Genomic DNA, 14,031 nt, shown 5'->3' with positions numbered 1-14,031 from the left:
GCCGTTAGCTGACCAGCCGGCGGCTATCAACCCGCTGCACCAGGCCTGACAGCAGCAGGCTGCCAAGCAGAGCGGCGCTAAAGATCCACACAATGTCCAGCAGCGGCCAGCGGGTCAGTTCCAGATGGCTGGCGCGCAGCGCATGCACTATCAGGGCATGGAACCCGTAGATCCCCAGCGAATGTCGCGCAATGCAGGCGATACCGGGCAGGGGACGCGCGTTAAGCCAGTTTTTAGCGAGCGTCAGCAGGGTGACCGCGCAAACGAACACCGCCGGTCCGCAGTAGAGATACCAGGTGTCGCCGAAGTCTCCGCGCCAGCGCAGCTCATGCAACGTTCCGCGTGAAATGGCCCACACGGCGGCGATGAACAGCGCGGCGCAGAGCGGGGTCAGCCATTTTTTATCGGTGTCCAGGGTGCCAATGGCTCTGCCCAGCACGCCGTAGAGCACGTAGTAGAAGGTGTCGCCGTTGATATAGAGGTTGACTGGCAGCCACTCAATCCCGGCGGCTTTGACGCTGACCATATTGGGGTTGGCCAGAATACCGAGGATCGCCATCAGCGCCAGCAGCATTTTGCCGCTGACGGATTTGACCTGAATCAGCGGCGAGAGCAGGTAGATGACGGTGATAGCAAAGAAAAACCACAGGTGGTAGAAGACGGGCTTCTGCAGCAAATTCTTTAACGATAGCTCGACGTTGATATGGGTAAACAGCGCGATATACAGCAGAGACAGCGCGCTATAGAACGCAATGCACAGGCCGATCCGCCAGAAATGGCGCGGCTGGGCGCTACGTTCCCCAAAAAACAGGTATCCCGAGATCATAAAAAACAGCGGCACACTGACGCGGGAGGCGGAATTGAGCAGATTGGCGATGTCCCATTCCATAAGGGTAATTGCATGCGGATGAGTAATATACCAGCTGGTACTGTGGATCATCACCACCATCATGCAGGCGATACCGCGCAGGTTGGTGATCCAGTGTATCTTTTCTTGCATCAGTCCCTCAAAGTCTGCTGGCGAAATAAGGTCTGACCCGCCTTATGCCCCGGTGTCGCAATAGATTAGTCTGAGTTTTCGATCACAGACTTGTCGTGGTTTCATGATATTCGCAAAATACCTGTAATACTGAATCTTTACGATAACAACTTGCTAACAAGGCGGTGGAGGAGTACGTGGTGAAAGGTGTTGTTTCCGTTATGCTGGTGCTACTCCTCGCGGGTTGTAGCGAGACCATATCTCCGCCGGCGCAAAAAGCGCAGCGTGCGCGCATTACGCCGCAGACTACGCTCAATATGGCGCAGCTTTGCAAGGATCAGGCCGCTATCCGCTACAACACGCAAACGCAGCTCGTTGACGTGAACCATTTTGAACAATTCCAGGCGAGCTACGAGCTTTCGGGGCGGACCGGCAAGAATGAGCGTTTCATCTGTTCCTTTGACCCGGACGGCCAGTTTATGCATCTTTCGATGCGCTGAATCGACCCCGGCTGGCGTAAATTTCGTCCGTTTTCCTGAAACAACGCCGTTTCGTACTGTATATCTCGCAGCCAGCGGGTATACTGACTCCTTCCTTTAAATCCACACGTATCCAGCACGAAATCATATGCAAAAGTTTGATACCAGGACCTTCCAGGGCCTGATCCTGACCTTACAGGATTACTGGGCTCGTCAGGGCTGCACCATTGTTCAACCACTGGACATGGAAGTCGGCGCCGGCACCTCTCACCCGATGACCTGCCTGCGCGCGTTAGGGCCGGAGCCAATGGCGACCGCCTACGTGCAGCCTTCCCGTCGTCCAACCGATGGCCGCTATGGCGAAAACCCGAACCGTTTACAGCACTACTATCAGTTCCAGGTGGTGATTAAGCCCTCTCCGGACAACATTCAGGAGCTGTACCTCGGATCGCTGAAAGAGCTGGGTATGGATCCGACCATTCACGATATTCGTTTTGTCGAAGACAACTGGGAAAACCCGACGCTGGGTGCCTGGGGTCTGGGCTGGGAAGTGTGGCTCAACGGCATGGAAGTGACGCAGTTCACCTACTTCCAGCAGGTGGGCGGCCTTGAATGTAAGCCGGTGACTGGCGAGATCACCTACGGTCTGGAGCGTCTGGCGATGTATATCCAGGGCGTGGACAGCGTTTATGACCTGGTCTGGAGTGATGGCCCGCTGGGTAAAACCACTTACGGCGACGTGTTCCACCAGAATGAAGTGGAGCAGTCCACCTACAACTTCGAATACGCCGACGTCGACTTCCTGTTCTCCTGCTTCGAGCAGTATGAGAAAGAGGCCCAGCAGTTGCTGGCGCTGGAGACCCCGCTGCCGCTACCGGCCTATGAACGTATTCTGAAAGCGGCTCACAGCTTCAACCTGCTGGATGCGCGTAAAGCCATCTCCGTCACCGAGCGTCAGCGCTATATTCTGCGCATTCGCACCCTGACTAAAGCAGTGGCGGAAGCGTACTACGCTTCCCGTGAAGCGCTCGGCTTCCCGATGTGCAACAAGAATAAATAAGAGGCGGCCATGTCTGAGAATACTTTTCTGGTGGAAATCGGCACTGAAGAGCTGCCACCAAAAGCGCTGCGCAGCCTGGCGGAATCTTTTGCTGCGAACGTGACCGCGGAGCTGGATAACGCCGGCCTCGCACACGGTAAAGTGGAATGGTTCGCCGCCCCGCGTCGTCTGGCGCTGAAGGTAGCCAACCTGGCGGCGGCGCAAGCCGATCGCGAAGTAGAAAAACGCGGCCCGGCTATTGCCCAGGCGTTCGATGCCGAAGGCAAGCCAAGCAAAGCGGCCGAAGGCTGGGCGCGCGGCTGCGGCATCACCGTTGATCAGGCCGAACGTCTGACCACCGATAAAGGCGAGTGGCTGCTCTATCGCGCCCATGTGAAGGGCGAAAGCACCGAAGCGCTGCTGCCGAACATGATTGCCAGCTCGCTGGCGAAGCTGCCGATCCCGAAACTGATGCGCTGGGGCGCGTCTGACGTCCACTTCGTGCGTCCGGTTCACACCGTCACCCTGCTGTTGGGCGATCAGGTTATTCCGGCGACCATTTTGGGTATCGCTTCTGACCGTATTATCCGCGGCCATCGCTTTATGGGTGAGCCGGAGTTCACTATCGACCATGCCGACCAGTATCCGCAGATCCTGCTGGAGCGCGGTAAAGTCATTGCCGATTACGAACAGCGTAAAGCCAAAATCAAAGCCGATGCGGAAGAGGCGGCACGTAAGATTGGCGGGCAAGCCGATCTGAGCGAAAGCCTGCTGGAAGAAGTCACCTCGCTGGTGGAATGGCCGGTGGTGCTGACGGCGAAGTTCGAAGAAAAATTCCTCGCGGTGCCGTCCGAAGCGCTGGTTTACACCATGAAGGGCGACCAGAAGTACTTCCCGGTCTACGACAACGCCGGCAAACTGCTGCCGAACTTTATCTTCGTGGCCAACATCGAGTCCAAAGATCCGCAGCAGATCATCTCCGGTAACGAGAAGGTGGTTCGTCCGCGTCTGGCCGATGCTGAATTCTTCTTCAACACCGACCGTAAAAAACGTCTGGAAGATAACCTGCCGCGTCTGGAAACCGTGCTGTTCCAACAGCAACTTGGGACCCTGCGCGACAAGACCGATCGCATCCAGGCACTGGCGGGTTGGATTGCCGAGCAGATTGGCGCTGACGTGAACCACGCGACCCGCGCGGGCCTGCTGTCCAAGTGCGACCTGATGACCAACATGGTCTTCGAGTTCACCGACACCCAGGGTGTGATGGGGATGCACTACGCGCGCCATGACGGCGAAGCGGAAGATGTGGCCGTGGCGCTGAACGAGCAGTATCAGCCACGTTTTGCCGGCGACGCGCTGCCGTCTAACCCGGTGGCCTGCGCGGTGGCGATTGCCGATAAGATGGACACCCTGGCGGGTATCTTTGGTATCGGGCAGCATCCGAAAGGCGATAAAGACCCGTTTGCGCTGCGTCGTGCCGCGCTGGGCGTGCTGCGTATCATCGTTGAGAAGAACCTGAATCTCGATCTGCAAACGCTGACCGAAGAAGCGGTGCGTCTGTACGGTGAGAAGCTGACCAACGCCAATGTGGTTGATGAGGTGATCGACTTCATGCTGGGCCGCTTCCGCGCCTGGTATCAGGATGAAGGCTATAGCGTGGACACCATCCAGGCCGTACTGGCGCGTCGTCCAACCCGCCCGGCGGATTTCGATGCACGCATGAAGGCGGTATCGCACTTCCGTACCCTGGAAGAGTCCTCCGCGCTGGCGGCGGCGAACAAACGTGTCTCCAACATCCTGGCGAAATCCGACGAGACGCTGAACGATATCGTTCACGCTTCGGTGCTGAAAGAAGCGGCGGAAATCAAGCTGGCCGGCAATCTGGTGGTGCTGCGCGACAAACTGCAGCCGTATTTCGCCGCAGGCCGTTATCAGGATGCGCTGATCGAGCTGGCTGCGCTGCGCGAGCCGGTGGATGAGTTCTTCGAGAACGTGATGGTTAACGCTGAAGACAAAGATGTTCGCATCAACCGTCTGACGCTGCTGTCCAAACTACGTGAACTGTTCCTGCAGGTAGCGGATATTTCTCTGCTGCAGTAAGCGTATCGGAAATAATAAAAGACCTGCCTCAGGGCAGGTCTTTTTATACATGAAATATAAATAGGTGAACCGTTAATAATTCTGCCATTGATATCTTCATTATTTGCATTCATCGAGAAGAAATGTTTTAGGAATATATAAACATAATTCCGTGAAGTATTTACGCTAGAATGGCGGCGGGTGCTTGAGACTGTGTGTCTCAGGTATTCAGCGGGAGACAGACAGAGAAAAGCCCCACCTGATAGTAATCAAAGTGAGGCTCCCCTATGCATGAACACCATAAGAGTAGCCTCTTACTTGTTGAAAATCAACACTGGAGGCGAGGAATGCCGCAAAAGTATCTGTTGTTTGGCTTAGTAGTGATTTGCTTCACTATTTTATTATTGACCTGGATGGTTCGTGATTCGCTATGTGAATTACAGCTCAGGCAGGGAAATATTGAGCTGGTGGCATTCTTAGCCTGTGATATTAAACAGTAAGAGCATCTGGTGGGGATTTATCCCCACCATGCTTGCAGTGTCAGGCATTCTCAATGCACCCTTTCATTGTTCACCAAATAAATCATTTGCCTCCTGATATCAGGAGGCCTTTTTATTTTTACACGATCGTTGAATAAAACAGGCTTGCAACGCATACCGGAGTGTGGCTATCCTATGCCCCGACGAATTCCTCGTCTCACTGGAGCGCGCCCCACAAATGAACAAACACGACTGATGAATTTCACGCCTTACCTCGCAGACGTTGCGGGTAGGGGAGTATTGATTTCATTCAGGAGTGCTTATGGCTCATTGCGCCCACATCCCCGCTTTTGTTTTACATCAGGTCACCTGTCAGTTTGCGACGGGAGATACGCTTTTTGGTCCGCTGAATTTATCGCTGGAATCGTCGCTTTGCGGCCTGGTTGGCCGTAACGGCGTTGGTAAGACGCGTCTGCTACGTCTGTTGGCCGGTCTGGATTCCCCCGCCGACGGCTATATCGAGCGCGCGGCTTCTATTGCCTGGGTGGCGCAGCAGCCGAACGTCACGCCAGAGATGACCCTCGCGGCGCTGCTGGGCTATGCGCCGATATTTGATGCCTTGTCTCGCCTTGAGCGAGGTAACGGACTGGCGGATGATTTCGAGTTGTTGGATGGCCACTGGGATCTATCCGATCGCCTGAGTTTAGCTTTCCGTGAAGCCCATCTCCCGCCGTTCTCTGCCGATCGCCCCGCTTTTTCACTCAGCGGCGGCGAGCGGATGAAGGCCCTGCTGTGCGGCGCCTTTGTCTCGGGTGCCGATTACCTGCTGCTGGATGAGCCCACTAACCATCTGGACCGCCAGGGGCGGGAGTGGCTCTATCACCAGCTGGAAAGCTGGCAAGGCGGAGCCCTGATCGCCAGCCACGATCGCGAGTTGCTGACCCTGATGCCTGAGATTATTGAGCTGACACCGACGGCGCTGCGCAGCTACGCCGGCAACTATGATGAATATCAGCAACAGCGCGAGGCGGCGCAGCAGGCTGCGCGCGCGGCGCTGGAACATGCGGCGACCGAGCGACGGCGGACCCGTGCACGGATGCAAAAGGAGCATGACGCCGCCCAGCGGCGATCGGCTCAGACGCTGCGGACCGTTGATACACTGAATATCGCCTCGTTTGAACGCGTGAAGTACAAAGGCGCGGCAAAAGAGCGCCCGGGAACGCTGCGCCGTCAGCATCGTGAACAGAACAGCAGTCTGAATGCCGCTGTGCAGCAGGCACGGGAGCGGGTAGAAGACGACAATCCGGTGATGTTCACGCTGCCGGGTAGCGAAGTGGCCGCCGGCAAGCAGGTTCTGGTGGTGGAGTCATTACAGCTCGCCCATTCACCGGCTGCACCGCTGAACTGGCGCATGGATGGTCCCATGCGCGTCGCGCTAAAGGGGCCGAACGGCTGCGGTAAAACCACCTTGCTAAAAACGCTATTGAGGCTGGAGCAGGCCGTCTCCGGCGATGTCCGGTTGTCGGTGAGCGCGGCTTATCTGGATCAACATCTGACGCAGCTGGATCTGTCGTTATCGGTCATGGCGCACCTGAGCCTGGACGATACCCCGCTGGATGAGGGCCTTCTGCGTACCCGTCTGGCGCAGCTCCAGCTGGGTGCGGATAAGGTCACTCTGCCGCTGGCGGCGCTCAGCGGCGGTGAGCGCCTGAAAGCGGCCCTGGCATGCGTGCTCTGGAGGCGCGATCCCGCCCAGCTGCTTTTGCTGGATGAGCCGACCAATCATCTCGATTTAGCGTCGACACAGGCTATTGAAAGCGCGCTGGCGGCGTTTCCCGGCGCGATGCTGGTGGTGTCACATGACGAGGCATTTTTACACGGTCTGAAGCTGACCCATAGTCTGGCGTGGCGGGAGACGGGCTGGCACTTTTCCCGGCTCTGAATGCCCAACAGCCGCCATTGTATGCTGGCGGCTATTGGCGACAGATAAAAAAAATCCCCGCCATCAGGCAGGGATTCTTGATTCTTAGCGGCTTGAACTTACAGAGAAGTTACGTTGCCAGCTGCCGGGCCTTTAGCGCCGCTTTCGATGGTGAAGGAAACTTTCTGACCTTCGTCCAGGGATTTGTAGCCTTCGTTCTGGATAGCAGAGAAGTGTACGAACACGTCTTTAGAACCATCGTCAGGAGTGATGAAGCCGAAGCCTTTGTCAGCGTTGAACCATTTTACGATACCAGTCATTTTACCGGACATAGTGAATTACCTTTAAAAAAAATAAGTGAGCCTTGCGGCGTAGCGGTCTGGACTACAGATTTAAACCGATAAAGGGAAAGTTCACTACGGGGGTATCTTTGGATAACCTTTGAAGGACTGCTCTATTCGACTGCTCTGTGGTCTGTACATCAAACCTGCGAGCATTAACGCACGTTCAGCACCTGATAGCAAACTTTTTTTACGGTGCAGCGGCAAAAGCCCCCTTACTGACCCATGCCGCTGCGCGCTGGATTAATCGAGTAACTGTCGTGAAAGCTGTGGATTGGCCTGAATCAGGCGCATCAATTTCAGCTCGGTAGGGGACGGTCTAACCCGTCTCGACTCCCACTCTCTTACCATGGCGACGCTCACGCCCATGGCGTTGGCGAAGTCGTCAATCTTAAGTCCAGTGCCTTTACGCAGTTGTTCAAATTCACTAAACACAGTGGACTTACGGTTTGAGGTAATTATCTGATTATCATCCTTAAAAACGATGTGTTCCAGGCTGCTCAGCAGTTCAAACACAGGATCTTTATATTCCATTGAGAACTCCTTTTATCACACAGCGGAAGAGATTTTTCTAAAGCTCTTTAAGAATAGTCAGAAAAAGGCACCCGCGATGGTAACGTCCGTGATTATTTGCCAACAGGCTATCGAATCGGGCCCGGCAGCCAAACGGCAGTAGGGCCTAATAGGATGATTATTAACGGTATCAAATGGCTTCGAAAATTTTTGTAAACGGATAAGAAAAAAGCAGATAAGCCGGCGCAGTGCCGCCGGCTTAGCGATCAGGCTTTCTGCAGGCCTCTCGCGTCGTCCGCGTTGGCCGGTGCGGGTTTACTGAACCGGTATTTGATCAACAGCGCGATGGCTGACAGGAACGCCGGGATGGCCAGCAGGGTGAATATGGTCTCAAAGGAGAGCTGCGCCTGCATGAGGAAGGCCCCGCTGAACGCGCCAAGGATCCCGCCGAAGCGGCCGATACCCAGCATCCAGGCGACGCCGGTGGCACGCCCCTGCGTCGGGTAGAAGCCTGCCGCCAGCGCGGGCATCGACGACTGCGCGCCATTCATAATACTACCGGCGATAAACACCATCACCCCCATCAGCGCCAGGCTGCTGGTGGAGAAACCGACCAGGCAGACGCAAACGCCAGTCAGCAGCCAGCCAACGGCCACCACCTTGTTGGGATTGATCTTGTCCATCAACGCGCCGAGGATCAGCACGCCAATTCCGCCGCCCAGCGGGAACAGGGCGGTGATAATGGAAGCCTGACTCATCGAGGCGCCGGTTTCGCGGATCAGCAGCGGTAGCCAGCTGGTCAGAAGATAAAAAATCAACAGCCCCATAAAGTAGGTCAGACACAGCATCACGGTACCTACCGCGTAGCGAGGGGAGAAAATGACGCCGATAGACGATTTCTCTTTTACCTGGCCTGCTTCGCGCAGCTCAAAGTCGACGACGTCCGGTAACGGCGCGATGCGCTTCAGGATGGCGGCAATGCGCTGCGCTGGCTGCTGCTTCACCACCAGATAGCGGGCAGACTCCGGCAGCAGAAAAATTAACGCCACGGCCAGCAGGAGAGGCATCACGCCACCCAGCACCAGCACGCTCTGCCAGCCATAGTGCGGGATCATCCAGGCGGATAAAAAGCCGCCCAGCGACGACCCCATCGGAAAGCCGACGAACATCAGGTTCACCAGCAGCGCCCGACGGCGCTCTGGCGCATATTCGCTCATCAGGGTGGCCGCATTCGGCATCGCCGCGCCGAGCCCCAGACCGGTCAGGAAACGCAGCAGCGTCAGCTGGTTAAGACTGGTAGCGAAGGCGGTGAGCAGGCTGAATCCGCCGAACACCACGATCGACATAATCAGCACTTTTTTGCGGCCGATACGGTCAGCCAGCGGTCCCGCGGTTAAGGCGCCGACCGCCAGACCCACCAGCGCGGCGCTCATCACCGGGCCGAGCGCCGATTTCTCCACGCCCCATTCTTGTACCAGGTCGGAGGCGATAAATCCGATGATCGCGGTGTCGAATCCGTCCATCGCGACGGTGATAAAGCAGAGCGCAAGGATCATCCACTGGTAGCGGGTGAAGGGGTGCTCGTTGATAAAGGCCTGAATGTCGATGGTTGTCTTAGTCATACGGCTTTCCTGGCAGACTGAGCGAGGGACAGAGGTCTGTTGTTATCGTCGTCCTCGCGTCGTTGAGTTTGATTTGTGCGATAATCGAACGTATCGCCGTTAATCGCTCATTTATCAAATCATCGAAGTGGGGGGGCAGGCAATCCAGGCGCGCGCCAAAGCGTGCGATTATCGTCCGCTTTAGCGCACCACGTTGCGTAGATGCTTTTTAGTGTCATTAAAATCAAATAGTTACGTGACATTCGCTTGCGGAATGTGAAGACCATATTTGTGATGTGCATAACAGACGCTCTACACCGTGACGATGGCGTGCGGAATGGCGTTTTTCCTGCGTAAGATTAGCAGTAAAGGGTATCCTGCGAGGCCGAGCTGGACTATCCTTGTCAGCGTCTGGCACGTGTGTGTCGTTGTGCGCTTTTTTTGGCTGAAAGGAGTAAAAAAATGGCGACAGGAAAGTCCTGCTCTCGCTGGTTTGCGGCTATGGCGGCCTTATTGATGGTGGTTAGCCTGAGTGGGTGTTTTGATAAAGAAGGCGATCAGCGCAAAGCGTTTATCGACTTCCTGCAGAATACGGCGATGCGTAGCGGTGAACGTCTGCCGACGCTGACCGCCGATCAGAAAAAACAGTTTGGGCCTTTTGTCTCTGACTACGCGGTAATTTACGGCTACTCGCAGCAGGTGAGCCAGGCGATGGATGCAGGTCTGCGCCCGGTGGTGGACAGCGTCAATGCTATCCGTGTCCCACAGGACTACATGACCCAGCGTGAGCCGCTGCGTCAGGCGAACGGCGCGCTAGGCGTGCTCAGCCAGCAGCTGCAGAATGCGAAAATGCAGGCCGATGCTGCGCATAGCGCTCTGAAGCAGGCTGACGATCTCAAGCCGGTCTTCGATCAGGTCTACGCCAAGGTCGTAACGGCGCCAGCCGACGCGCTGCAGCCGCTGATCCCGGCCGCGCAAATCTTTACCCAGCAGCTGGTTCAGGTGGGGGATTTCGTCGCTCAGCAGGGGACTCAGGTGAGCTTTGTGGCCAACGGCATTCAGTTCCCAACCTCGCAGCAGGCCAGCCAGTACAATACGCTGATTGGGCCGCTGGCGGCGCAGCATCAGGCGTTTAATCAGGCATGGACGGCGGCGGTGAACGCCACGCGTTAATGTCTCATCTGGCTGACGTTGGCTGCGGCGAACGAGCCGGCTGACGGAAAAGATGCAAAAAGAACCCGGGGAGGGCGGTTGCCGCCGTTACCCGGGTTTTTTTATGGCTTATTTTACCTGCGGATTAACGCAGTTTTTCTCTACATTACCGTTCAGGGCATCGATCAGGTTGTCCACCGCGCAGGCCGCCATGTTGTAGCGCGTCTCATGGGTGGCGGAGCCGATATGCGGCAGCGCGACGACGTTCGGCAGCCTCAGCAGCGGCGAGTCTTTTGCCAGCGGTTCGTGTTCGAACACATCGAGACCGGCAGCATGAATTTCACCCGCCTGGAGGGCGGCGATCAGCGCCTGCTCGTCCACCACCGGGCCACGCCCGGCATTAATGAAGATGGCGGAAGATTTCATTTTGGCAAACTGCGCCTGACCGAACAGATGGTGGGTCTCTTCGCTCAGAGGCAGGATCAGGCAGACAAAATCGGCTTCCTGCAGCAGGGTATCGAGATCGCAATAGCGGGCGTTGAAGCGTTCTTCCGCCTGCGGATGCTGGCGGCGCGCGTTATACAGAATCGGCATGCCGAATCCATAGTGGGCGCGCTGCGCCAGCGCCATGCCGATGCGGCCCATGCCGACGATACCTAAGGTTTTATGGTGCACGTCGCTGCCGAACCAGTCTGGCCCAATGCTCTTCGTCCACTCGCCCGCTTTGACGCGCTCCGCCACTTCCACCACCCGGCGCGCGGTGCTCAGCACCAGCGCCATGACCGTATCGGCGACGGTCTCGGTCAGCACGGTCGGAGTATGCATCAGCAGCACCCGGCGGGCGTTCAGCGCATCGACGTCGAAGTTGTCATAGCCAACGGAAACGGTGGAGGTCGCACGCAGCTTCGGCATCTTCTCCAGCAGCGCGGCGTCAACCTTTTCACTGGAGCCCAGGAGGCCTTCAGCCTGGGCGAAGGCCTCTGCGTGCTGCGAAACGGTCTCCGGCTGCAGGTTTTTCACCTGGGTGACGGAAAAGTGTTCCTCCAGACGCTGTAACAGGTCGTCGGGAAGCGTTTTATAGAGAATGACAGACGGCTTCATGCGAATCTCCGTAGTAGAAATAGTTCAGGCGTGATGAGCGCCAAGCGGAAGGTTTTGATTATTAGCAGGCTTAACAATCAAAGTCAGCAATACTGAGGCGAAAAGCGCCACCCCCATAAAAATATAGGAGGCTGCGGGGCTGCCGGTGGCACCGTTCAGGTAGCCGACAAACCACGAGCCGCAGAAGGAGCCCAGAGCGCCCATACTGTTGATCAGCGCCATGGCGCCTCCGGCGACGTTACGCGGCAGCATTTCCGGAATAATGGCGAAGAAGGGACCGTAAGGCGCATACATTGCCGCACCGGCCACCACCAGCAGGGTGTAAGAGACCCAGAAATGATTGGCGCCGACCGCCCAGGAGCCGATGAAGGCCAGTCCGCCAATCAACAGCAGCGGCCAGACGAACAGTTTACGGTTCTGCATTTTATCGGACGCCCAGGAGACGACGATCATGGCGATAGTGGCCGCCAGATAAGGAACAGAAGAGAGCCAACCCACTTCCACCATCCCCATATTTTCACCACCGCTACGGATAATCGACGGCAGCCACAGTACAAAACCGTACACCCCGATACTCCAGGCAAAGTACTGTGCGCAGAGCAGGACCACGTTGCGGGAGCGGAAAGCCTCGCTATAGTTACGCACCGCCTTGATGCCTTGCTGCTCACGATCCAGTTGTTCCTGCAACGCGGCTTTTTCACTCTCCGCCAGCCAGTTAACCTGCGACGGTTTGTCTTTCACCAGCACCCACCAGCAGAAGGCCCAGATCACCGCCGGCACCCCTTCGATGATGAACATTTCCCGCCAGCCGAAGGCCTGAATCAGGTAGCCAGAGACCACCGACATCCACAGGACCGTCACCGGGTTACCGAGGATCAGGAAGGTGTTGGCGCGAGAGCGTTCTGATTTGGTGAACCAGTTGCTGATATAGATCAGCATCGCCGGCATCACCGCGGCTTCAACGACGCCGAGGATGAAGCGGATAGCCGCCAGCGCCGGGATATTATGCACAATACCGGTCAGCGAGGCGCAACCGCCCCACAGGATCAGGCAGATAAAGATCAGTTTGCGAACGCTGCGGCGCTCCGCATAGATAGCGCCGGGGATCTGGAAGAAGAAGTAGCCAAGGAAGAACAGGGCCCCCAGCAGGGAGGAGATCCCCTTGGTGATGCCCAGGTCTTCGGTAATGCCTGCCGCGGAGGCGAAGCTGAAGTTGGCACGGTCGAGGTACGCCAGGCTATACGTGATAAACACGATAGGCATGATATACCACCAGCGTTTCGTTGCATTTGTTGAGCTATTCATAGGCTTGCCTCTGTCAATGAGGTGACATCCGTCCGTCGAAACGGACGCTGCTGTGCCGCGCTGCAGGTAGGGTACAGGACGGCTGTTATTGTTGCGTATAAATGTTATTCGCCCAGCGCGTCGCGGGTGGGCAGCCCCTCGCTGTCGCCCTGGACCTGAATCGCCAGCGAACCGATTTTATTGCCGCGGTTCACCGCCTGAAGCAGGGTTTTGCCTTCCAGCAGGGCGCTAATCACCCCGACGGCAAAGCCGTCGCCGGCGCCGACGGTATCGACGACGTTATCGACTTTAATGGCATCAACCGTTCCCTGTTCGCCGCAGGCGCTCTTGAACCAGGCGCCGTCGCAGCCGGTTTTAATGACTACCGCCTTGACGCCGCGGGAGAGATAGAAATCGGCAATCCCTTCCGGGGTCTGCTGGCCGGTGAGAATCACGCCCTCTTTTAAGCCTGGCAAAACCCAGTCAGCCTGGAAGGCGAGACGGTTGAGTTTCTCCACCATCTCGGCTTCGCTTTTCCACAGCACCGGGCGCAGATTGGGGTCGAAAGAGAGGGTTTTTCCCTCGGCTTTCATCACCTTCGCCGCATGCTCCAGCAGCGCATATGAGCTTTCAGAGAGCGCGGCGGCCACGCCGCTCAGGTGCAGATGGCGGGCGCTGGTGAAGTAGTCGGCGCGAAAATCGTCCGGCGACAGATGGCTGGCGGCAGAGCCTTTGCGGAAATATTCCACAATGGGATCGGTTCCATTTTCGACTTTCGATTTCATCTGGAAACCGGTAGCGAAGCGGTTGTCGATGGCGACAGCATGGCTATCGATCCCCTCTTTCGCCAGCGATTGCAGTACGAAGCGGCCAAAGCTGTCATTGCCGACGCGGCTGACCCAGCCGACCTTCAGACCCAGGCGCGCCAGGCCGGTGGCGACGTTCAGTTCGGCGCCGGCAACGCGTTTCATGAAATGCTCCACCTCGGCCAGATCGCCGGTTTCGGTGGCGACAAACATGGCCATAGCTTCGCCGATGGTGATGACATCTAAATTTTCCACGG

At 56.8% G+C, this 14,031-nt stretch carries 13 protein-coding genes; 6 read left to right on the top strand and 7 right to left on the bottom strand.

The features are described 5' to 3' along the window. Positions 1–4: 4 nt before the first annotated feature. Positions 5–1,000 carry an acyltransferase gene (locus CWM54_RS20060; RefSeq protein WP_074386976.1) on the bottom strand — a complete coding sequence of 332 codons (996 nt, stop codon included), beginning with the start codon at positions 998–1,000 and terminating at the stop codon, positions 5–7. A 179-nt stretch (positions 1,001–1,179) separates the two neighbouring features. Between CWM54_RS20060 and CWM54_RS20055 the strand changes: the two genes are divergently transcribed. The 5 genes from CWM54_RS20055 (at position 1,180) to CWM54_RS20030 (ending at position 6,997) form a co-directional block, all read left to right on the top strand. Continuing rightward, positions 1,180–1,479 (top strand): YsaB family lipoprotein, encoded by a 300-nt coding sequence (locus CWM54_RS20055; RefSeq protein WP_077598891.1) that lies wholly within the window; start codon positions 1,180–1,182, stop codon positions 1,477–1,479. A gap of 127 nt (positions 1,480–1,606) precedes the next feature. Beyond that, a complete protein-coding gene (gene glyQ, locus CWM54_RS20045; protein ID WP_004205014.1) occupies positions 1,607–2,518 on the top strand; it encodes a glycine--tRNA ligase subunit alpha in 912 nt (303 codons plus the stop codon). A gap of 9 nt (positions 2,519–2,527) precedes the next feature. After that, a complete protein-coding gene (gene glyS / locus CWM54_RS20040; RefSeq protein WP_100698242.1) occupies positions 2,528–4,597 on the top strand; it encodes a glycine--tRNA ligase subunit beta in 2,070 nt (689 codons plus the stop codon). A 326-nt stretch (positions 4,598–4,923) separates the two neighbouring features. Next, entirely contained in the window at positions 4,924–5,076 is a 153-nt protein-coding gene (gene hokA, locus CWM54_RS20035; RefSeq protein ID WP_012967075.1) for a type I toxin-antitoxin system toxin HokA, read from the top strand. Positions 5,077–5,377: 301 nt separating this feature from the next. Further along, positions 5,378–6,997, top strand: coding sequence for an ATP-binding cassette domain-containing protein (locus CWM54_RS20030; RefSeq protein ID WP_100680952.1), 1,620 nt, complete (start codon positions 5,378–5,380; stop codon positions 6,995–6,997). 98 nt (positions 6,998–7,095) lie between these two features. Here CWM54_RS20030 and cspA read toward each other — a convergent pair whose 3' ends face one another. The 3 genes from cspA to CWM54_RS20015 form a co-directional block, all read right to left on the bottom strand. Further along, positions 7,096–7,308 (bottom strand): RNA chaperone/antiterminator CspA, encoded by a 213-nt coding sequence (gene cspA, locus CWM54_RS20025; protein WP_004126446.1) that lies wholly within the window; start codon positions 7,306–7,308, stop codon positions 7,096–7,098. Positions 7,309–7,560: 252 nt separating this feature from the next. Continuing rightward, on the bottom strand, positions 7,561–7,851 hold the full coding sequence (locus CWM54_RS20020; RefSeq protein WP_061152993.1) for an HTH-type transcriptional regulator: 291 nt from the start codon (positions 7,849–7,851) through the stop codon (positions 7,561–7,563). A 245-nt stretch (positions 7,852–8,096) separates the two neighbouring features. Continuing rightward, positions 8,097–9,452 (bottom strand): MFS transporter, encoded by a 1,356-nt coding sequence (locus CWM54_RS20015; RefSeq protein WP_061152994.1) that lies wholly within the window; start codon positions 9,450–9,452, stop codon positions 8,097–8,099. Positions 9,453–9,893: 441 nt separating this feature from the next. Here CWM54_RS20015 and CWM54_RS20005 point away from each other — a divergent pair, with 441 nt between their 5' ends. Further along, on the top strand, positions 9,894–10,604 hold the full coding sequence (locus CWM54_RS20005) for a DUF3053 domain-containing protein (protein WP_061152995.1): 711 nt from the start codon (positions 9,894–9,896) through the stop codon (positions 10,602–10,604). A 108-nt stretch (positions 10,605–10,712) separates the two neighbouring features. Here CWM54_RS20005 and ghrB read toward each other — a convergent pair whose 3' ends face one another. The 3 genes from ghrB to CWM54_RS19990 form a co-directional block, all read right to left on the bottom strand. Further along, the gene (gene ghrB / locus CWM54_RS20000) at positions 10,713–11,684 is read right to left on the bottom strand and encodes a glyoxylate/hydroxypyruvate reductase GhrB (RefSeq protein WP_061152996.1); all 972 of its coding nucleotides are present in this window, start codon (positions 11,682–11,684) and stop codon (positions 10,713–10,715) included. Positions 11,685–11,708: 24 nt separating this feature from the next. Continuing rightward, positions 11,709–12,989, bottom strand: coding sequence for an MFS transporter (locus tag CWM54_RS19995; RefSeq protein WP_061152997.1), 1,281 nt, complete (start codon positions 12,987–12,989; stop codon positions 11,709–11,711). A gap of 104 nt (positions 12,990–13,093) precedes the next feature. Then, positions 13,094–14,029: a sugar kinase gene (locus CWM54_RS19990; RefSeq protein WP_100698240.1), complete on the bottom strand. Its 936-nt coding sequence runs from the start codon at positions 14,027–14,029 to the stop codon at positions 13,094–13,096. Between the last annotated feature and the right edge of the window lie 2 nt (positions 14,030–14,031).

Source organism: Klebsiella sp. D-Nf1, from assembly GCF_002810515.1.
Classification (GTDB): Bacteria; Pseudomonadota; Gammaproteobacteria; order Enterobacterales; family Enterobacteriaceae; genus Klebsiella; species Klebsiella variicola.
The sequence above is the reverse complement of the archived record's forward strand: the minus strand, read 5'-3'. Positions and strand labels throughout refer to the sequence as shown.